Source organism: Brachybacterium equifaecis (genome assembly GCF_023509525.1).
Lineage (GTDB): Bacteria > Actinomycetota > Actinomycetes > Actinomycetales > Dermabacteraceae > Brachybacterium > Brachybacterium equifaecis.
Genome location: NZ_JAKNCJ010000002.1, coordinates 435,896 through 455,137 on the forward strand (window position 1 = coordinate 435,896; position 19,242 = coordinate 455,137).

The 19,242-nt window shown below is 72.5% G+C and carries 14 protein-coding genes, 1 tRNA gene and 1 pseudogene; 8 read left to right on the forward strand and 8 right to left on the reverse strand.

What is annotated here, in order from left to right:
• Positions 1-140 precede the first annotated feature (140 nt).
• Positions 141-1,199: a hypothetical protein gene (locus tag Bequi_RS06525; RefSeq protein WP_249737144.1), complete on the forward strand. Its 1,059-nt coding sequence runs from the start codon at positions 141-143 to the stop codon at positions 1,197-1,199.
• 39 nt (positions 1,200-1,238) lie between these two features.
• Here the strand turns inward: Bequi_RS06525 and Bequi_RS06530 are convergent, their stop codons facing one another.
• The 4 genes from Bequi_RS06530 to Bequi_RS06545 all read right to left on the reverse strand — a co-directional run bounded on the left by Bequi_RS06530 (position 1,239) and on the right by Bequi_RS06545 (position 5,718).
• Positions 1,239-2,039, reverse strand: coding sequence for a methyltransferase domain-containing protein (locus tag Bequi_RS06530; RefSeq protein ID WP_249737145.1), 801 nt, complete (start codon positions 2,037-2,039; stop codon positions 1,239-1,241).
• Positions 2,040-2,348: 309 nt separating this feature from the next.
• Positions 2,349-2,420, reverse strand: a tRNA-Thr gene (locus Bequi_RS06535).
• 164 nt (positions 2,421-2,584) lie between these two features.
• A complete protein-coding gene (locus tag Bequi_RS06540; protein ID WP_249737146.1) occupies positions 2,585-3,412 on the reverse strand; it encodes a DsbA family protein in 828 nt (275 codons plus the stop codon).
• Between the two features lie 134 nt (positions 3,413-3,546).
• Entirely contained in the window at positions 3,547-5,718 is a 2,172-nt protein-coding gene (locus Bequi_RS06545) for a protein kinase domain-containing protein (RefSeq protein WP_249737147.1), read from the reverse strand.
• A gap of 150 nt (positions 5,719-5,868) precedes the next feature.
• On the opposite strand from Bequi_RS06545, the gene Bequi_RS06550 reads away from it, so the two are divergent.
• Both Bequi_RS06550 and Bequi_RS06555 read left to right on the forward strand, forming a co-directional pair.
• On the forward strand, positions 5,869-6,546 hold the full coding sequence (locus Bequi_RS06550; RefSeq protein WP_249737148.1) for an AIM24 family protein: 678 nt from the start codon (positions 5,869-5,871) through the stop codon (positions 6,544-6,546).
• Between the two features lie 101 nt (positions 6,547-6,647).
• Positions 6,648-7,577 carry a formate/nitrite transporter family protein gene (locus tag Bequi_RS06555; protein ID WP_249737149.1) on the forward strand — a complete coding sequence of 310 codons (930 nt, stop codon included), beginning with the start codon at positions 6,648-6,650 and terminating at the stop codon, positions 7,575-7,577.
• 64 nt (positions 7,578-7,641) lie between these two features.
• Here Bequi_RS06555 and arfB read toward each other — a convergent pair.
• Positions 7,642-8,085 (reverse strand): annotated as a pseudogene (gene arfB, locus Bequi_RS06560) (alternative ribosome rescue aminoacyl-tRNA hydrolase ArfB).
• 189 nt (positions 8,086-8,274) lie between these two features.
• On the opposite strand from arfB, the gene Bequi_RS06565 reads away from it, so the two are divergent.
• Together Bequi_RS06565 and Bequi_RS06570 are read left to right on the forward strand one after the other, a co-directional pair.
• Entirely contained in the window at positions 8,275-9,939 is a 1,665-nt protein-coding gene (locus Bequi_RS06565) for an FAD-dependent oxidoreductase (RefSeq protein ID WP_249737150.1), read from the forward strand.
• 272 nt (positions 9,940-10,211) lie between these two features.
• Complete coding sequence (locus Bequi_RS06570) at positions 10,212-11,063, forward strand: SDR family oxidoreductase (protein WP_249737151.1); 852 nt, start codon at positions 10,212-10,214, stop codon at positions 11,061-11,063.
• A gap of 155 nt (positions 11,064-11,218) precedes the next feature.
• On the opposite strand, the gene Bequi_RS06575 is transcribed toward Bequi_RS06570, so the two are convergent.
• Together Bequi_RS06575 and Bequi_RS06580 are read right to left on the reverse strand one after the other, a co-directional pair.
• Entirely contained in the window at positions 11,219-12,097 is an 879-nt protein-coding gene (locus Bequi_RS06575; protein WP_249737403.1) for an SDR family oxidoreductase, read from the reverse strand.
• A 467-nt stretch (positions 12,098-12,564) separates the two neighbouring features.
• A complete protein-coding gene (locus tag Bequi_RS06580; protein ID WP_249737152.1) occupies positions 12,565-13,776 on the reverse strand; it encodes a pyridoxal phosphate-dependent aminotransferase in 1,212 nt (403 codons plus the stop codon).
• Between the two features lie 170 nt (positions 13,777-13,946).
• On the opposite strand from Bequi_RS06580, the gene Bequi_RS06585 reads away from it, so the two are divergent.
• The gene (locus Bequi_RS06585) at positions 13,947-15,542 is read left to right on the forward strand and encodes an MFS transporter (RefSeq protein WP_249737153.1); all 1,596 of its coding nucleotides are present in this window, start codon (positions 13,947-13,949) and stop codon (positions 15,540-15,542) included.
• Between the two features lie 204 nt (positions 15,543-15,746).
• Here the strand turns inward: Bequi_RS06585 and allB are convergent, their stop codons facing one another.
• Positions 15,747-17,048, reverse strand: coding sequence for an allantoinase AllB (gene allB / locus Bequi_RS06590; RefSeq protein WP_430623097.1), 1,302 nt, complete (start codon positions 17,046-17,048; stop codon positions 15,747-15,749).
• Here allB and Bequi_RS06595 point away from each other — a divergent pair.
• A complete protein-coding gene (locus tag Bequi_RS06595; RefSeq protein ID WP_249737154.1) occupies positions 16,944-17,729 on the forward strand; it encodes an AllF/FdrA family protein in 786 nt (261 codons plus the stop codon). The genes allB and Bequi_RS06595 overlap by 105 nt on opposite strands.
• A gap of 17 nt (positions 17,730-17,746) precedes the next feature.
• Positions 17,747-19,192, forward strand: a complete 1,446-nt coding sequence (locus Bequi_RS06600) for a YlbE family protein (RefSeq protein ID WP_249737155.1) — start codon at positions 17,747-17,749, stop codon at positions 19,190-19,192.
• Positions 19,193-19,242: the final 50 nt, after the last annotated feature.

The window sequence follows — 19,242 nt, forward strand, 5'->3', positions numbered from 1 at the left end:
TGGCTTGCCGTTAAGGGGACCTTCCTCCCTGGACGGCACCGAGCACCGGCAGCGGCTCGCCGACCGGACGCTCTGCGTCGCGCGGCGCAGATATGGGATCCTCGGATGTCCCATCGTCGACGTCGCCGCAGGAGAGTGCCGTGCCAGACCTCACGCCGCAGGACGAACCGCCCACCGAGGCGCTGGACCCGGCCGACGTGGCCCGCGAGGCCGTCGGGTCGAAGCCTGCCGCCGAGGCCCGCGCGGCCGGCGAGGCCGGCGAGACCTTCGAACTGGAGCCCGCCACCGAGGCCATCGCGCCGGAGCCCGCCGCCGAGGCCATGGCACCGAAGCCCGCCTCCCGCCCCCGACCGGCCCTGCCCCCGCTGAATGTCCCGCCCGGCCCCGCCAGCGCCGAGGCCGACGCCTGGGGCGCGGGCTACCGCGAGCCAGGCCAGCCCCGGGCCGCGTCCCTCGGCCAGGGCACGAGCACGGCCGCGCAGCCCGTCGCAGCATCTGGCGCACCGGCCGCGCGCGTGGCGCCTCCCGCTGCCATGCCCGTCGCACACCCAGCACCTGCCGCATCGGCGCACGGATACGCCCAGCCCGTCGCTCCCGCGCCTCTCCCCTCCGCCCCGTCGCGGAACCGTCGGGGCCGGGCGCTGTGGTGGGGGCTCGGCGGCTGCGCGGCCCTCGTGCTGCTGCTCGTCGGCGCTCTCGCCGCGGCGACCTGGCTGCCCTCGCGGGATCCCGCGCCTGCGGCGAGCGCGAGCGCGTCCGCAGCAGCCGGCTCTTCGGCGGCGAGCAGCGGATCCCCGAGCGCGACCTCTTCAGCGAGCGCAGGCTCCTCCCCCAGCGCTGCGGCGTCGCCCGCGCCGAAGGGCGCTGTGGCCCTCGGCGCGCTCGTCTCCCCGAGTGGCAACATCCACTGCCGCCTCGATCCCGACGCGGCCACGTGCGCCGTGGGGGTGCGGGAGTACGCCGCGCCGGGATTGCGCGACTGCGACGGCGCGGCGTTCGTGATCGCCGTGTCCGACGGCGAAGCGGCCCCCGCCTGCGGGAGCACGGTCGAGGCGCCCTCGGCCGCAGAGCTCCCCTACGGCTCGAGCGCCGTCAACGGGGAGATGGCCTGCACCAGCGCCGCCGACGGCATGACCTGCTGGAGCACCCGCACAGGCCACGGCTTCACGGTGAGCAAGACCGAGTATTCGACGTTCTGAGGGGCGCGGCCCGGCGCACGGCGCCGGCTGGTCAGGTGCTCATGCCCGCGCGATGATCTCGCCGTGCAGGAGGGTGAACCACCCGTCGGCGTCCTCTGCCCAGGCACGGAAGGCGACGGCGATGCCGTCGAGCTCCTCCTGCGCGGCTCTGCCTTCGCGCACGAGCTGCGCGCCGAGGGCGGTGCCGGAGATGCGCTCCGCGCTCGTGCCCGCCCACCAGGCGCGCTCTTGCTCGGTTGCGTAGCACCAGGTCGAGGCGCTGGGGCCGACGTCCGCGAAGCCGGCGGCGTGCGCCCAGGCGAGCAGGCGCCGACCGGCGTCAGGCGCGCCCCCATTGGCCCGGGCCGCGCCCTCGTACAGCTCCCGCCAGCGGTCGAGCTCAGGCGCTTCGGGCCACCACCGGAAGGCGCCGTAATCGGCGTCGCGCGCGGCGACGATCCCGCCGGGCTGCGTCACGCGCCGCATCTGCGCCAGCGCCTCGATCGGCGCGCGGACATGCTGCAGCACCTGGTGGGCGTGGACGACGTCGAACTCCGCCGTCTCGAAGGGCAGGTCGTGGGCGTCGCCGACGACCACGCGCACGCCGGAGATCCCCTGCGCGGCGAGCTCGTCGCGCGTCAGCTGGGCGGAGCGCTCCTCCACCTCGAGGGCCGTCACGTTCTCGGGGCCGACGATCCGCGCGAGATCAGCCGTGATCGTGCCTGCACCGCTGCCCACGTCGAGCAGGCGCAGCCCGGGACGCAGATGCGGCAGCAGGTAGGCGGCGGAGTTCTCGGCGGTGCGGCGGCGATGGCCGCTGAGGACGGCGGGAGCGTAGCCGTGGGTGTAGGGCGGGGTCATAGAGGGAGGGTAGCCGGGATGTGCACAGTGCGAGACAGATTGTCTCGCATATCGGAACTTCGGGGGCGGCGGGGCGGGACTCGTGTGGCCGACCGAGGCGGCGGAGCGGGTCGAGGTCGTGGAGCGGGCGGGGCCGTGGGGCGGGTCGTTTGCGGGCATTGGTAGAGATGTCGGCATTGCGATCTCTGGGCCATATATCGCTCTCATGCGCGCTATGCCGACATCTCCACCCACGGCCACCTGGCCCTCGCCGACCCATGACATGACAGTGCCCCTGACCCGAAATCCCAGGTTAGGGGCACTTTCACGAGCTGGAGACGAGATTCGAACTCGCAACCGCCTGTTTACAAGACAGGTGCGCTACCGTTGCGCCACTCCAGCGTGCGGGCGGGGGCCCGCGATGCACCCGGAAGCCTACCCGAGCGCCGAGACCCCGCCCGGCCCGCAACTGCAGAGGAGGCCTGCGGGCCTCTCACCGCGAGCCGCGAGCTCAGAGCCCAGAGCCCAGAGCCCAGAGCCCAGAGCCCAGAGCCCAGAGCCCAGCCTCAGCCGTTGCCGCCGTCGGAGGCGCCGCCGCCGTCGGACGCGCTCGCGCCCGAGGTGCCGCCTGCAGCCTGGATGGTCTGCAGCAGGACGCCCGGCTGGCTCCACTCCGCGGAGGTGACGACCGTCCCGTTCACGGTGACGTAGGGGGTGCCGGCGCCGCCGGAGCTCTCCTGGGCGCCCGGGTCGACGACGGTGCGGATCCACGGCTGGAAAGTGCGGGCCTGGATGTCCTTCTGGACCTGCTCGCTCGCCCCTGCCTGCTGGGCGTAGGTCCACAGCGTCTCGTCATCCAGGCCTGCCGAGCCCTCCGCGGGCTGGTTCGTGAACAGAAGCTGCTGGAAGGCGATGAAGTGCGCGGGATCGTCGTTGTAGACGGCCGCTGCGGCGTTCGCGGCGCGGGAGGAGTAGTCGCCGGTCGTGGACTGCGAGTCGAGGAAGCGGCGCATGTAGAGGTGCACCGTGACGTCCTCGTTCTCGATGAGGTTCGCGAGGTCCTCGCCGTTGTACTGCTCGAAGATGCCGCAGATCGGGCACATGAAGTCCAGGTGCAGCTCGACGACCGGCTTGCCCGAGCCCTCCGGGGCGCCGAGCACGAGGTAGGGCTGCTCGCTCGCCACTCCCGCAGGGGTCGCTGCCGGCTCGGACGCGGCCTTCGAGGAGCTCCAGACGAGGTAGCCGATCCCGGCTGCGATCGCGAGCGCCGCGACCACGATGGCGGCGATGATCGCGGTGCGGCGGCTGCGCTGGCGCTTGAGCTCTGCCTGGCGCTGGGCGCGGATCGCTTCGCGCTGCGCCTCGCGGCGCTCTTGGGCGGTGGATGCGGCCAAGGGTCCTCCTCGCCGCTGCGGAAGCGGCTGGTGATCGGGCGGCGCCGGCGCGCAGTGGAGCGCCAGCGGCGTGGGAGACGGGACGATTCGAGTCTACCGATCGGTCCTGAGCCGCCCCGGGACTCCCACCCGACTCACCGCCAGAAGGCGATCGTCCCCAGCCGCGGGCCGTTCCAGAAGGGCACGTAGTCGATCTCGCCGCCCCGGGCGAGGATCACCGCGACCACGGCGCCGAACAGGAGCAGGAGCAGGGCGCCGACGACCATCCCCCAGACCGCGTCGGGAGTGGACGCCTCGACCATGCGGTGAGCGCCGTTGCGGGTGGTGCGGGAGCCGAGGCCCACCCACACCAGCAGCAGCATGATCGCGGCCGCGATGCCGGTGACGGCGCCGTCGGGAAGCACGGCGCCCGACGTCGTCACGGCGGCATCGACGGCGAGGCCGACGATCAGCCCGAGCACGAGCGGCAGGAGCGCCTGCAGCGCGGTCACCAGGACGCCCCCGACGAAGCGGAACGGCGCCGCGAACCCGGCCGCGACCTGCGGACCGCTGCCTGCGCTGCCGCGCGCGCGACGCATCTCGACCGCGCGGTGCGACTGCTCCCACGTGCGGGCGAGCCCGCCCAGCACCAGCACGAGGGCCAGCGCGATGTACGGGGCGATCACGGCGAGCGCGACGAGGATCAGGTGCCCGAGCCACACCAGCAGCCTGCGGCGGGGCGGCGGCGGGGGCGGCTGCCAGGCCGCGGCCTGCTGCTGCATCGGGGCGTACTGCTGGAGCGGATACCCCTGGGGCGACTGCTGCGGCACGGGGTAGCCGGGGTGCGCCTGGTGCTGGGGTGAGTACTGCGGATGGGGATCTGCGAGCGCCGCGCCCGGGTGGGGGTGAAGGGCGGCGGCGGTAGCGTACGCCCGCTCGGGCGCCTCGCTCCAGCCGTGCCCTGCGCCGCCGTCGGCCGCTGGCACCGGCTCCCGGTAGGAGCCTGCGGCAGGGTCGTCGCGGACGACGGGCATCGGCCGGGTCGCGGTGTCGATCGGGGCGAAGACCTCCGTGGCCGGCTCGCGGGAGGCACGGGGCTCATCGCGCGGGGAGGAAGGGATGCGCTGGGTGGCATCGGCGCCGGAAGCATCCCGCATCAGGGCTTCCGTGCGGCCTGCGTCCTCATCGGCGCCGACGCGCGGGAGCGCCTGCGTCCGGTCCGCATCCTCGTCGAACCGCGGCAGCGCCTGCGTCCGGTCCGCCTCCTCGTCGAAGCGGGCCAGCGCCTGCGTCCGATCCGCATCCTCGTCGAACCGCGGCAGCGCCTGCGTGCGGTCGGCGTCGTCGGCCCTGCTGAGCGCGGCGGTCGGCGCTGCGACCCGGCTCGATCCGGCGAGCGCGCTGCGGGAGATGACCTCGGTGGGGCCCGGATCCTCGTAGCGCGTAAGGTCCAGGGCCTCGAGGCGCTCGCGCATCTCCGCGGCGCTCGGGCGCGCGGCGGGGTCGGCCCGAAGAGCCGCCCGCAGCCACTCGGCGAGCTCCACGGGCACGCCCTCGAGATCGATCTCGCCCCGCTCGGCCCGCATGAGCACGAGGTCCGCCCGACCGGTGCCGAACGGCTCGCGGCCCGTCGCGGCGAATGCGAGCACGGCGGCGAGCGCCCACCAGTCGCCGGCCGCGCCGGTCTGATCGCGCCGCATGACGTCGGGATCGAGATACGCGGCGGTGCCCATCACGAGCCCGGTGGAGGTCATGCGGGACTCCTCGGCCGCGATCGCGATGCCGAAGTCGATGATCACCGGGTCCAGCCCGAAGCCGTCGGGGCTGTACCCGAACAGATCCTCCTCGAGCGCGCCGCGCAGCAGCACGTTGGAGGGCTTGAGGTCGCGGTGCACGACCCCCGCATCGTGGATGACCTGCAGGGCGTCCGAGAGCACGAGCCCCAGCTCCCGCACCAGCTCGGGGTGCAGGCCTCCGGTCAGGCGCACGGCCTCCTCGAGCGTCGGCCCCGGGATGAACTCCGTGACCACGAACGCCTCGGGAGAGTCGAGCTCGGCGTCGACGATCCGCACGATGCCGCCGTGGCGCACGAGGCGCTGTGCCGCGACCTCGCGGGCGAGGCGCTCGCGGGCCCGGGCATCGTCGGCGATATCGTGGCGCAGGAGCTTGATGGCGACCTCGTTGCCGTCGGCGTCATGGGCGCGGTAGACGATGCCCATCCCGCCCGCGCCGATGCGCTCGTGGATGCGGTAGCCGGAGTCCGCCGCGAGCGTCACCAGGCGCGGATCGCGGCGCTCCGAGGGGTCTGCCGTGCTCTCGAGTGCCATGGGCTCATGCTAGCCAGCACCCCCTGGGGGCCTCCGCGCCCCGGGAGCTGCCCCAGCGCCGTCTCCCTCCCGTTCGTCGGACCGCCGTGAGAGGATTCCCGCATCGCGCGCCGGAACCGCCCGGCGCATTCCACGGCGGCAGGAGACCCCATGCGCAGCACACTGTTCGACGCGTCCCACCAGGAGCTGCAGTCCGACGACCGCTGGGGGCTGCAGTCCTCGAAGATGCTGCGCTGCCATCTGGACGCCACCTCCCCCGAGATCATCGCCGCCCAGGGCGCGATGGTCGCCTACCAGGGCCGCATGGACTTCTCGTACCAGGGCGCGGGCGGCGGCATGCGCATGCTCAAGAAGCTCGCCACCGGCGAAGGCGGCAGCCTCATGCGCGTGCGCGGCGAGGGAGAGGTGTTCTTCGCGAAGCAGAACTCCCACATCTTCCTCATCCAGCTGGAGAACGACGCCCTCACGCTGAACACCCGCAGCCTGCTCGCCTTCGACTCCACGATCCAGTGGGACGTCCGCTCCCTCGGCGGCGCGGGCATCATGGCAGGGGGCCTGTTCAACATGCTCCTGCAGGGCGCGGGCGCTGTCGCGGTGACGTCCGATGGCCCGCCCCTGCTGTTGGACTGCTCGCAGCAGCCCACCTACGTCGACCCCCAGGCGGCGGTGTGCTGGTCTGCGAACCTGCAGCCCACGATCAAGAACGACTTCAAGATGGGCTCGCTGATCGGCCGCGGCTCCGGTGAGTCCTTCCAGCTCGCCTTCCACGGCCCCGGGTTCGTGGTCGTCCAGCCCAGCGAGGGCGCGCCGGTCGTCACCGCCGGCTGACGGCGGCGCGGCGCGGCGCGGGAGGCCGGGACTTTCGCCGCGGGATCCGGGCATTCGGGTCACTAGCGTGAGAGCGCAACCGCCCCTCACCGGAGAAGACCATGACCCCTCCTGCATCCCGCCCCGCCCCTGTCGCTCCCGCCCCGCCGGCGATCCCCGATCCGCTCATCCCGCAGCCGCCCGCCCTGGCGGCCGCGGTCGAGGGCGCCTTCCTCGCGAAGGCCCTGAAGCCGCGCGGGGAGATGTTCCTGCTGTCCATGGCCGCAGGCGCCATGATCGGCCTGGGCTTCATCCTGTTCATCACCTCCCAGCAGGGCCTCGCCGGCGGCGACTTCCCCGTCGGGCTCGGCAAGGTGATCGGCGGCTTCGTCTTCTCCGTGGGCCTGTGGCTTGTGGTGATCACCGGCGCCGACCTCTTCACCGGCACCACCCTCACCGTGATGCCACTGCTCTCGCGCCGCCTCGGCGTCGCGCCGTTCCTCACGCACTGGTGCATCTCGCTGCTGGGCAACCTGATCGGCGCGGTGGCCCTCGCCGTGCTCGTGCTGCTCGCGGGCACGCATGCCAGCAACGGCGGCGCCTGGGGGCTCGTCGTCCTGAACTCCTCGCTCGCGAAGGTCTCCTACCCCTGGTTCCAGGCATTCATGCTCGCGATCCTGGCGAACATGTGCGTGTGCCTCGGCCTCTGGGCGGCGACCTCCGGCAAGACGACCTTCGACAAGCTGGTCGGCGTGGCCGGGCCGCTCACCCTGTTCGTCGCCACCGGCTTCGAGCACTCGGTGGCGAACATGTTCATGCTGCCCATGGGCCTGCTCGTGAAGTACGGCGCGGGCGATGCCTTCTGGCAGGGCAAGGCGGTCGAGGCCGCCGGGAAGACCGTCGAGGACTACGCCGCGCTGACCGTCGGCTCCGTGGTGTGGGACAACTTCATCCCGGTGATCCTGGGGAACATCGTGGGCGGCGCCCTCGTCATCGGCGCGTTCTTCTGGCTGTCCTACCGGCGCTCAGCCCTCGCCGCAGAGCGCGGCTGAGGCTCCCGCCGCACGCCTCAGCCCCGGGCTCTGCAGTCCCCGGACTCTTCAGTCCCCTGGCTCTTCAGTCCCCGGGCCGAGGGGCGCGCCGGTTCTGCTTGATCGCAGAGCGTCGGCGCTTCCCCTCGGCCCGGCGGCGCAGAGAGCCGCGCGTGGGGCGCGTGGCGCGCCGCGGCACCTCCAGGGCGAGCGCCTCCCGCAGGAGCGCCCCGAGCCGCTCCCGGGCGGCGGCGCGATTGCGCAGCTGGGAGCGCTCCTAGGACGCCTCCACCAGCAGCACCGTGCCTGCCAGTCGAGGCGCGAGGCGTGCGAGCGCCCGCTCGCGCTGCGTCTCGTCCAGGGCCGACGTGGTCCGGAGGTCCAGTCCCAGCTGCACCCGGGAATCGGCGGTGTTCACGCCCTGCCCGCCCGGGCCGGAGGCATGGGTGAAGCGCTCGATGAGCTCCGCGTCCCGGATCAGCAGTCCCCGCGGAGCCCCCGGGCCGGCAGGCACGCGCAGGTCATCCATGGCGCAAGGCTCTCACGGCGTGATCTCCCCCGCCCCGAAGGCCCCGCGACCTGGGCGGCCACGATTTTCGCGTCTAGAGTGGTTCGTAATTCCTGACCATCGGCGCTGCCGGTCGACCAGGCGCGCCCCGCGGCCCGGCCGTGCGCAGCCGCTGCCCCGTCGGCCCCAGCGCCCGGAATCCGAGGTGACATGACCGAGCAGCCCGCCCCCGCTTCCACCACCCCCGCCGGCTCCCCCGCAGCCGACGCTCCCGCCGCCGCCGACGCGCCCGCCGCCGCTATCAGCGCAACGCCTGCAGACACCCCCGAGACGGCGCAGCCCCTGCGCCTCGCGGTCATCGGCGCCGGTCCCGCAGGTGTGTACGCCGCGGAGACCCTCCTGCGCACCGAGCGCGTGAAGAGCGGCGAGCTGAAGGTCCAGTGCGACCTGTTCGACGCCCTCCCCGCCCCGTTCGGCCTGATCCGCTACGGCGTCGCCCCCGACCACCCCCGTATCAAGGGCATCATCACGGCCCTGCACAGGATCCTCGGCCGGGGCGACATCCGGTTCCTCGGCGGCGTCGAGTTCGGCACCGACCTCACGCTCGAGGAGCTGCGCGAGCGCTACGACGTCGTCATCTTCGCCACCGGCGCCCTCAAGGACGCTCCCCTGGACATCCCCGGCATCGACCTCGAGGGCTCCTACGGCGCGGCCGACTTCGTGGCCTGGTACGACGGCAACCCCGACTACCCCCGCACCTGGCCGCTGACCGCCCGCAGCGTCGCCATGATCGGCAACGGCAATGTGGCCCTCGACGCGGCGCGCATGCTGGTCAAGAGCCGCGACGAGCTGCTGCGCACGGAGATCCCCGCGAACGTCGAGGAGGGCCTGGCCGCCGCTGCCACAGAGGACGTCCACGTCTTCGGGCGCCGCGGGCCCGCGCAGACCAAGTTCACGCCGTTGGAGACCCGCGAGCTCGCGCACCCGCACGGCGTGCAGATCGTGATGGATCCGCGCGATTTCGAGCCGATCACCCCGGAGGTCCGCGAGGAGATCCGCGCCGACCGCCGCACCGACCAGGTCTACTCGACCTTCGAGACCTGGCTCGCAGAGCAGACCGCGCGCGAAGCCGCGGGCGAGGCGCCGACCGACGCCCACGGCGGCCCGGTGCGGCGCCGCCTCCACCTGCACTTCTGGCACCGCCCTGTCGAGGTGCTCGGCGAGGACGGCCGCGTGGTCGGCATCCGCTTCGAGCGCACGCGGCCGACCGTCGGCGGCGCCGTCGAGGGCACCGGCGAGTTCCACGACTACGAGGTCCAGGCCGTGTACCGCGCGATCGGCTACCTCGGCTCCGAGCTGCCCGGCGTGCCCTTCGACGACCGCCGCGGCGTGGTCCTGCATCACGCCGGGCGCATCATCACGGCCGACGGCGCCGCCGGCATCACCCCGGCGCGCGACGCCGAGGGGCTCAGCCCCCTCGACGAGGAGAGCGCGCTCCCGGCTGCGATCCCCGGCCTGTATGCGAACGGCTGGATCAAGCGCGGGCCCGTCGGCCTGATCGGCGCGACGAAGTCCGACGCTCAGGAGACCGTCGCCAGCATCCTCGAGGACCTCGACGCCGCGCGCGTGCCGCGCGCGGAGGATCGCGATCCCGACTCGGTCCTGCATATGCTGGAGAGCAAGGGCGTCGAGTACACGACGTGGGACGGGTGGATGGCGCTCGAGGAGCACGAGATCGCGCTCGGCTCTGCCGCGGTCGACGCCGACGGCGCCCCGCGACCGCGCATCAAGGTCGTGCCGCGCGAGGAGATGGTGCGGGTCTCGCGCGAAGGCGCGGCGGCCGTGCGTGAGAGCGAAGGCGCCGACGAGGGCTGAGCCCGCACGCCCGCACCCGCGCGCCTACACCCACAACGAGACCGACGGGATGTTCCAGTTCCTGGAACATCCCGTCGGTCTCGCAGTTGTCGGGGCATGGCGGAGCGGGGCTGCGGCAATGCAGCGTCCGCGCGCGCCGGCCGTCAGCCTGCCTGGGCGCCACGAGATCCTCGGCACACGCAGCTCGCTCCCGAGACGACTCCCAGCCTGCCTGTAGTTGAATATTCATATAGCGGCCCGTCACTCGGGTCCCGAAGGCCCAGGAGGACCACATGACCATCACCGTCTTCGGCGCGACCGGACAGCTCGGCACCCTCGTGCTCCCCGCCCTGCGCGAGCACGGCGTCCCCGCCGACCAGATCCGCGCCGTCGGCCGCAACGAGGAGCGCCTCGCCGCTCTCGCAGCCGAGGGCTTCCAGACCGCTCGCGCCGATCTCGACGATCCGTCATCGGTGCGCGCGGCGGTCGCAGGCTCGGACCGCGTGCTGCTGATCTCGGCGAGCGAGCCCGGCAAGCGCGTCCCCCAGCACCGGGCGGTCATCGACGCAGCCGCAACCGAGGGCGTCGACCAGCTCGTGTACACCTCGATCGCAGAGGCGGACACCAGCTCGCACGTCCTCGCTCCCGAGCATCGCGAGACCGAGCAGCTCATCGCCGCCTCCGGCCTGCCAGCGACGATCCTGCGCAACAACTGGTACACCGAGAACCACCAGGGTGACTTCGCCGCCGCGAAGGCCGCCGGCATCATCGCCAACAGCGCTGGTGACGGTCGCATCGCGAGCGCACCCCGGGCCGACTACGCGGAAGCCGCCGCCGTCGTGCTCACCGATCCCCGCCACATCGGGAAGACCTACGAGCTCTCCGGCACCACCGCGTGGAGCTTCGCCGAATTCGCTGAGATCGCTGCGGGCGTGCTCGGCTCCGACGTCGAGTACCGCGAGATCACCGTCGAGGAGGAAGCGAAGCAGCTCGAGGGCTTCGGACTGCCGGCCGACGCCGCCGCCTTCGTGGCCTCCTTCAGCCAGGGCACCCGCGCTGGCAGCCTCGCGCGAACGTCCTCGGACCTCAAGGAGCTCATCGGCCGGGAGCCCGAGGCCCTGGAAGTCACCCTGCGCACCTGGTGACCTCGCCGCTGAGCGCCGCGACCGATGAGAAGACCCGCCCAGGTACCTTTCCGCGAAACGAAAGGTACCTGGGCGGGTCTTCTCATGCTTGCGGTATCGCCGCTGACAGGCGGCATCGGCGACGGTGCGCGAGAGCGCTCACCCTCCCGCCGGTCTCAGAAGACCGGACGGCCGCCCGTCACGCCGAGCACGGTGCCGGAGACGTAGGACGCCTCCGCCGGGCTCGCGAGGAACACGTAGGCCCCGGCGCACTCGGACGGCTGGCCTGCGCGGCCGAGCGGGGTGTTGCCGCCGAACTCCACGTAGTCGTCGGCCACGCGCGTGGCGACGTTCAGCGGGGTCCAGATCGGGCCGGGCGCGACCGCGTTCACGCGGATGCCCTTCCCGCCGAGGTCCTGGGCGAGGTTCACGGTGATGTTATTGATCGCGGCCTTCGTGGCTGCGTAGTCCATCAGCGGCACCGAAGGATCGTAGGACTGGATCGAGGTGGAGTTGATGATCGAGGAGCCGGGGCGCAGGTGCGGGACCGCCTCCTGGGTGATCCAGAACAGGGCTTCGAGGTTCGTGGTGAACGTGCGGCGCAGGCGATCGGAGTCGATCCCCTCGATGCCCTGGGGCTCGTTGCGGCCCCACTGGAACGCGGCGTTGTTGACGAGGATGTCGAGCCCGCCGAGCTTCTCCACAGTCTCGGTCACGAGCGAGCGGGCGAGCTCCTCCTCGCGGATGTCGCCGGGCAGCAGCAGAGCGCGACGGCCCGACTTCTCGATCCAGCGCCGGGTCTCCTCGGCGTCCTCCTGCTCCTCGGGGAGGTAGGAGATGGCTACGTCGGCGCCCTCGCGCGCATAGGCGATCGCGACGGCGCGGCCGATGCCGGAGTCGCCGCCGGTGATGAGCGCGACGAGCCCTTCCAGGCGGCCGTGGCCGACGTAGCTCTCCTCGCCGTGGTCCGGCACCGGGGTCATCGGGGCGGTGAGCCCGGGCGGCTCCTGGTTCTGGGCGGGGAACGACGGATCGCCGTTCTCATCGGTGCCCATGGCGCGGGCGCGCTCCGCGGCGGGGGCGAGGATCTCCTCGCCTGCGTGGGCGGCGTTCTCAGGGCCGGCGTTCTCGGGGACGGTCTTCTCGGCCATGCTGATGCTCCTCTCGCGGTCGCCGGAGCGACGGGGGTCGATGCGTCCAGGCTAGCGACGGCGCCTGAGCCGCAGCTCAGGCGGGCCGCAGCCCAGGAGCTGGAGCGTCGGCGGTCCGAGAGGCGCACCCGCCCCGAGCCGCCTCTCCCGCCCGAGCCGCACGCCGCCGCTCCCGCTCCCGAGCCGCTTCGGCCCGCTGGCGTATCCTTCCGGCGCGCGAACGGTACCTCAGCGGGCCGAAGCCTCCGCGGCCCCGCGGCGTCCCCATTCGCCTTGCCTCCGCGGCCCCGCGCGTCCGGCCCCCGGGCCCAAGCCCTTGCGGCCCCCGAGCCGACGCTCCGCGGGCCGACGGCGCCTCGCGGCGCCCCGCCTCAGCGGCGGATGCTCGCCAGGTGGTCGGCGATGCGGTCCACCGCATCCTCGATGACGTCCACGGGGGGCAGGGTCACGAGCCGGAAGTGGTCGGGCGTCGGATAGTTGAACCCCGTGCCCTGCGTGACCAGGAGCTTCTTCGAGCGCAGCAGGTCCAGCGCGAACTGCTCGTCGGAGTCGATCCGATACATCTGCGTGTCGATCCTGGGGAACATGTAGAGCGCTCCCTGGGCCTTCTCCACGCTGATCCCGGGGATCGAGGAGAGCCCCTCGTAGGCGGCATCGCGCTGCTCCAGCAGGCGGCCGTTCGGGAGCAGCAGCTCGTTGATCGACTGGTAGCCGCCGAGGGCCGTCGCGATCACGTGCTGGGCGGGCGCATTCGCGCACAGGCGCATGCTGGCGAGCGTCGTGAGCCCCTCGATGAAGCTCTCGGCGCCGTCCTTCGGTCCGTACAGTGCCATCCAGCCGGCGCGGAAACCCGCCACCCGGTACGCCTTGGACAGCCCGTTGTACGTGATGGTGAGTAGATCCGGAGCGAGCTGGGCGATGTGGGTGTGGACGGCGTCGTCGTAGAGGATCTTGTCGTAGATCTCGTCGGCCAGGATCAGCAGGCCGTGCTTGCGCGCCACCTCGATGATCCCCTCGAGCACGTGCTTCGGATACACCGCGCCGGTGGGGTTGTTCGGGTTGATGACGACGATCGCCTTGGTGCGCTCGGTGACCTTGTCGGCGATGTCCGAGACGTCGGGCCACCAGTGCTGCTCCTCATCGCACCGGTAGTGGACCGGGGTGCCCCCGGCGAGGGTGATCGAGGCGGTCCACAGCGGATAGTCGGGCGAGGGGACGAGCACCTCGTCGCCGTCGTCCACGAGCCCCTGGCAGGTCATCTGGATCAGCTCGCTGACGCCGTTGCCGAGGTAGATGTCCTCGAGCTGCATTCCCGGCATGCCCTTGGTCTGGTAGTACTGCGCGACCGCGCGGCGGGCGGCGGGGATGCCGAGGGAGTCGGTGTAGCCCTGCGCGCCGGGGAGCTGGCGGATCATGTCCACGAGGATCTCGTCGGGCGCCTCGAAGCCGAAGGGAGCGGGATTGCCGATGTTCAGCTTGATGATCTTGTGCCCAGCGGCCTCCATGCGTGCAGCCTCGGCGGGGATCGGTCCGCGGACCTCGTAGGACACGCCGTGCAGCTTGGAGGACTGGTTCAGGATCATCGACTTCTCCTAGAGGGTGAGCAGAGTGCGGCCCAGCCTATCCGCGCGGCCGACGGACGGTCCGGTGCGCCCGCCCGTCGGCCCCACGTGCGCGGATACCCTGGAAGCGCACCATCCCATCGGAGGGCGGGGAACCGCTGAGCTGCGTCGCCCCCACTGCAGGAGATCCCGTGCCCGATCCTCAGCCGCCCGCCCAGCCGATCCCCGAGGATCCCGCGCCTGCCCGGACCGCTCCCCCTGCACCCGACTCCTCCGAGCCCGATCCCACCGAGCCCGCCGCCGCCAGGGCTGCCGCCGCCGCTGCTCCCCCGGTTCACGCGTTCCGCCCCGGCGGGACCTGGCTGCTGGGCGTCGTCCTCGCGGTCCTGACCTTCTGGCTGTTCGCGCAGTCGCTGCTGAACGTGATCCCGACGATCCGCGAGAGCCTCGGCATGAGCGCGGCCGTGGGCGACCTGGCCGTCTCGCTGACCGCGCTGTTCGCCGGCATCTTCGTGGTGGTCGCCGGCGGGATCGGCGACCGCATCGGCCAGACCGTCGTGTTCCGCGTCGGCATCGCCCTGAGCATCCTGGGTGCCCTGCTCCTGGTGCTCACGCCCGCCCACCAGGGGGCGCTGACGGCCGCGCTCTTCCTCGGCGGGCGCGCGGTGCTGGGCCTGTCGACCGCGTGCATCATGCCGTCGGCCCTCTCGCTGATCTCGACGTTCTTCGAGGGACCGGAGCGCCAGCGGGCGGTCTCGATGTTCTCGCTGGGCACCTTCGGCGGCCTCGGCGTCGCGTCGCTCGCGGGCGGGCTGATCGCCGGCGCGCTGGGGTGGCGCACCATCTTCCTCATCTCGATCGCGGCCTCGCTCCTCGCCTACTGGTGGACGCGCCGCACGCCGTGGATCCGCCCCGAGCCGAGCACCGCGGCCCGGCGCCGCTTCGACTGGGCGGGACTGGCCGTCTTCTTCGTCGCGCTCGTGGGGCTGAACGTCTACATCTCCCAGGGCCGCACCCTGGGGTGGACGAGCGCCGCGGGCCTCGGCCTGCTGGCCCTCACCGCCCTCGCCTTCGCCGCGTTCGTCGCGCTCTCGCTGCGCCGCGGGGCCGACGCGTTCATCGACCTGCGCATGTTCTCGAACCTCCGGTTCACCGGTCCCGTGGTCGCGAACTTCCCCATGAACTCGACGGCCGCGATCATCATCGTGTCCCTCGGGCTGATGCAGGCGGCCGCGGGCTGGTCTCCCCTGCAGGCGGGGCTGCTGACCATCGGCCACCTCGTGTGCGTCATCGCGGCGATCCGCATCGGCGAGAAGCTCCTGCAGCGCCTGGGGCCGAAGCGCCCGATGCTCTGGGGCACGCTCTCGGGGATGGTCGGCCTGCTGCTCGCCGCCTGCACGTTCCTGCCGCTGCCCGCCTACGCCCCCGTGACAGCGCTGGGGCTCGCACTGTTCGGCCTCGGTCAGGGACTGTTCGCGACCCCCGCGATCGACGCGACGATCACTTCCGTCCCGCGCGACGGGGTGGGCGCGGCGTCCGGGATCCTCAAGATGGGCTCGACCCTCGGCCAGGCCATCGGCGTGAGCGCCGCGACCGCGCTCAGCGCCCTGGGCCGCGAGAGCGCCCCCGCCTCGATCGCCGGATGGGCGCCGACGGGCTGGCTCGAGGGCACCGACCCCGAGCGCTTCGGCGCGATGCTGGGCGCCGGGCTGCTCGGCGTGATCGCCGTGGCGATGGTGCTCTCGGTGCTCGTGCTCGTGCCCCGCTCGGGGGCGCCGAAGGCCTGACGCCTGCCGCGGCCGGCTGGCGGGGTCCTTCCCCGCCGCAGCCGCTGACGCCTGGCGGTCTCGCGTGCCGCAGCCGCCCCCGGCTCAGCGCGAGATCGCCTTTCTGTGCCAGAAAGTGGCACAGAAAGGCGATCTCGCGCGTGTTGCGGCCGGAGGGGGTAGGCGGGGCCCGATCGGGCCCCGCTTGCCCCGGCTAGTGCCTGATCAGGCCTCGCCGCGGCGCAGGAGCTTCCCGGCGGGGGTCTCGAAGTCGACCTGGGCGCCGCGCACGAACGTGCGGCGCACCTTTCCGGTGAGCTGCTTGCCCTGGTAGGGGCTCACGCGGTTGCGGTGGTGCAGCTCCTCGACGTCGACCGTGAAGGTCTCCTCGGGGGCGAACACGGCGAGGTCGGCGTCGAAGCCCACCTCGAGGCGGCCCTTGTGGCGCAGTCCCACGCGCGCGGCGGGGCCGGAGGACATCCAGCCGATCACGCGCTCCAGGCCCACGCCGCGGCGGCGCGCCTCGCTCCACACCAGCGCGAGGCCCAGCTGCACCGAGGAGACGCCGCCCCTGGCCTTGCCGAAGTCGCCGCCCTCGAGGTCCTTCAGCTCGATGGTGGAGGGCGAGTGGTCGGAGACGACGTCGTGCAGGGTGCCGTTCAGCAGGCCCTCCCACAGGATGTCCTGGTTGGCGCCCTCGCGGATCGGCGGGGCGCACTTGAAGGCGGTCGCGCCGTCGGGGATGTCCTCCGCGACGAGCGTGAGGTAGTGCGGGCAGGTCTCGGCGGTGATGTCCACGCCGTCGGCCTGGGCGCTCTTCAGCATCCGCAGGGCGTCGGAGGAGGACACGTGCAGCACGTGGGTGCGCGCGCCGGTGCGGCGGGACTGCTCGATGACCTCGGCGATCGCGAGGTTCTCGGCGCCGCGGGGGCGGGAGGCGAGGTAGCTGGAGTACTCGCGGCCGACGTCGCCGGGGGCGTTCTCGAGCGCACCCTCGTCCTCCGCGTGCACGATCATCGTCGCGTCGAGCGCGGCGAGCTCCTCGAGGTCCTCGCCGAGCTCCTGCGGGGTGAGCGGCGGGAATTCGTCCACGCCTGAGGGGGCCAGGAAGCACTTGAAGCCGAAGACGCCCTCGCCCCACAGCGGAGCGAGATCGCCGCGGTTGCCGGGGACCGCGCCGCCCCAGAAGCCGATGTCCACGAACGCGTTGCGCTGCGCGTAGCGGCGCTTCAGCTCGAGCGCCGGGACCGTGACGGTCGAGGGGATCGAGTTCAGCGGCATGTCGATGATGGTGGTGACGCCGCCGGCCGCGGCCGCCTTGGTGACGGTCTCGAAGCCCTCCCACTCGGTGCGGCCGGGCTCGTTGACGTGCACGTGGGCGTCGGCGGCCGCGACCTCTCCAAGGAGGTCGGCGCGATCTCGATGCTCGATGCGATCGACGCGCTCGCCTCCGACGGCTCCACGAAGGTCATCGGCCTCATCTCGAAGCCGCCGGACCCGGCCGTCGCGAAGACTGTGCTCGAGCACGCCGCCGCCACCGGGCGCCCGGTCGTCGCCGCGTTCCTCGGCGCCGATCCGAGCACGGCTCCCGAGGGCGTCACCATCGAGCCGACCCTGGCCGGCGCCGCGGCGAAGCTCGTCGAGCTCGCCACGGGCACCGCCCCGGAGCCCCTGCCCGACGACGAGATCCCCGCGGCCCGCCGCGGCGATCGGAAGCACCTGCGCGCTCTGCTCGCCGGCGGCACCTTCGCCTACGAGATCGGCCTGCTGCTTGAGCCCGAGCTCGGCGAGATCTCCCACGAGGCGAAGCCGCGCACCAACGACCACGGCCCCGTCCTGCCGGACGGCCACCTCGTGGTGGACCTCGGCGACGACGCGTTCACCGTCGGCCGCGCGCACCCGATGATCGACCCGACCGTGCGCATCGACATGCTCGAGACCGCGGGCAAGGACCCGAGCACCGCGATCATCCTGCTCGACGTCGTGCTCGGCTTCATGGCCGACGAGGATCCCGCCGGATCGCTCGCCGCGACCATCCAGGAGATCACCTCGCAGGACGACGCCCCGCTGGTCGTCGCCTTCGTGACGGGCACCGACCAGGATCCGCAGGGCCTCGCCGCCCAGAAGCAGAAGCTCCGCGACGCCGGCGCCCTGGTGGTGGGGTCCAGCACCTCCGCCGCCCGCCTCGTCGCCGAGAGCCTGAAGTGAGAGAGTGGAGCGAACAGATGAACACCGCAACTGACACAGACCAGAGCGCAGCGTCCGCCTTCGGCGGGATGCTCGCCGAGCCGCTGGACATCGTGAACATCGGCGTGGAGTCCTTCGGGGCCCCGCCCGCGCAGGCAGGGGCCACCGTCACCAACCTGCAGTGGCGCCCGCCGGCCGGCGGCGACGACGAGCTCGGCATGAAGCTCGCCGCGCTCACCGCGAACCCCATCATCCAGAAGGCGAATGACGAGGCATTCGAGAAGATGCTCTCGGCGCGCGCCATCCTCAAGGACGTCGTGCCCGCACGCGAGGCGATCGACGTGCTCAGCGAGGGCAAGGCCCTCCTGCACGCCGGCCCGCCCATCGCGTTCGACGACATGGCCGGCCCCATGAAGGCCGGCGTCATCGGCGCCGCGCTGCTCGAGGGCTGGGCGCAGGACGAGGAGGACGCCACCCGCCAGGCGCGCGAGGGCAAGATCTCGCTGCACCAGACCCACGACCACATGGCCGTCGGTCCCATGGGCGGCATCATCTCCCCCTCGATGCCCGTCATGGTCGTCGAGGACCCGGTCAACGGGAACACCGCCTTCACGAACCTCAACGAGGGAGCGGGCCGCGCGCTGCGATACGGCGCCCTCGGCGAGGACGTCATGAAGCGCCTGCACTGGATCAGCGAGCGCCTGGGCCCGTCCCTCGGCGCGGCGATCCGCGAGGCCGAGGAGCCCATCGACCTGCGCTCGATCACCGCGCAGGCCCTCCAGATGGGCGATGAGGTGCACAGCCGCAACCAGGCCGCCTCCACGATGACCACGCGCGAGCTCGCTCCCGGGCTCGCCCGCAACGCCGATCTCGGCGGCATCGAGGCGCTGGACTTCCTGCGCACCAACAACTACTGGTTCCTGAACTTCTCCATGGTCGCGAGCAAGCTCGGCACGCACGCCGGCCACAACGTGAAGCACTCGACCCTGATGACCACGTTCTCCCGCAACGGCGTGAACGTCGGCATCCGGGTGAGCGGCCTGGGCGACCAGTGGTTCACCTCCCCCGCGGCCGAGGTCGAGGGGCTGTACTTCCCCGGCTACGGCCCGGAGGACGCCAACCCCGACATCGGCGACAGCGCGATCACCGAGACCTACGGCCTGGGCGGCTTCGCCCTCGCCGCGGCGCCGGCGATCGTCGGCTTCGTGGGCGGCACCGTGGACTCCGCGATCCGCACGACCGAGGAGATGGCGACCATCACCCACGGCCGTCACCGCGAGTACCAGATCCCGACCCTGAACTTCAAGGGATCCCCGGTGGGCGTCGACATCCGCAAGGTCGTCGACTCGGGCGTCGAGCCCGTGATCACCACCGGCATCGCCCACAAGGAGCCGGGCATCGGCCAGATCGGCGCGGGCCTGACCGTCGCGCCGCTGCTGTGCTTCACCGAGGCGCTGAAGGCCTTGGAGATCCCCGAGGCCTGATCGGGCCGCCCCGCCGCGGCGGGGCTCACCCTTCGAGGCCAGCACCGCGA

What these genes read in the sequence shown, in the direction of transcription:
- Bequi_RS06555 (WP_249737149.1), top strand. Translation starts at nt 6,648, where the DNA reads ATGACCCCTCCTGCATCCCGCCCCGCCCCTGTCGCTCCCGCCCCGCCG.
- Bequi_RS06565 (WP_249737150.1), top strand. Translation starts at nt 8,275, where the DNA reads ATGACCGAGCAGCCCGCCCCCGCTTCCACCACCCCCGCCGGCTCCCCC.
- Bequi_RS06570 (WP_249737151.1), top strand. Translation starts at nt 10,212, where the DNA reads ATGACCATCACCGTCTTCGGCGCGACCGGACAGCTCGGCACCCTCGTG.
- Bequi_RS06580 (WP_249737152.1), bottom strand. Translation starts at nt 13,776, where the DNA reads ATGATCCTGAACCAGTCCTCCAAGCTGCACGGCGTGTCCTACGAGGTC.
- Bequi_RS06550 (WP_249737148.1), top strand. Translation starts at nt 5,869, where the DNA reads ATGCGCAGCACACTGTTCGACGCGTCCCACCAGGAGCTGCAGTCCGAC.
- Bequi_RS06600 (WP_249737155.1), top strand. Translation starts at nt 17,747, where the DNA reads ATGAACACCGCAACTGACACAGACCAGAGCGCAGCGTCCGCCTTCGGC.
- Bequi_RS06575 (WP_249737403.1), bottom strand. Translation starts at nt 12,097, where the DNA reads ATGGGCACCGATGAGAACGGCGATCCGTCGTTCCCCGCCCAGAACCAG.
- Bequi_RS06530 (WP_249737145.1), bottom strand. Translation starts at nt 2,039, where the DNA reads ATGACCCCGCCCTACACCCACGGCTACGCTCCCGCCGTCCTCAGCGGC.
- Bequi_RS06545 (WP_249737147.1), bottom strand. Translation starts at nt 5,718, where the DNA reads ATGGCACTCGAGAGCACGGCAGACCCCTCGGAGCGCCGCGATCCGCGC.
- Bequi_RS06595 (WP_249737154.1), top strand. Translation starts at nt 16,944, where the DNA reads ATGCTCGATGCGATCGACGCGCTCGCCTCCGACGGCTCCACGAAGGTC.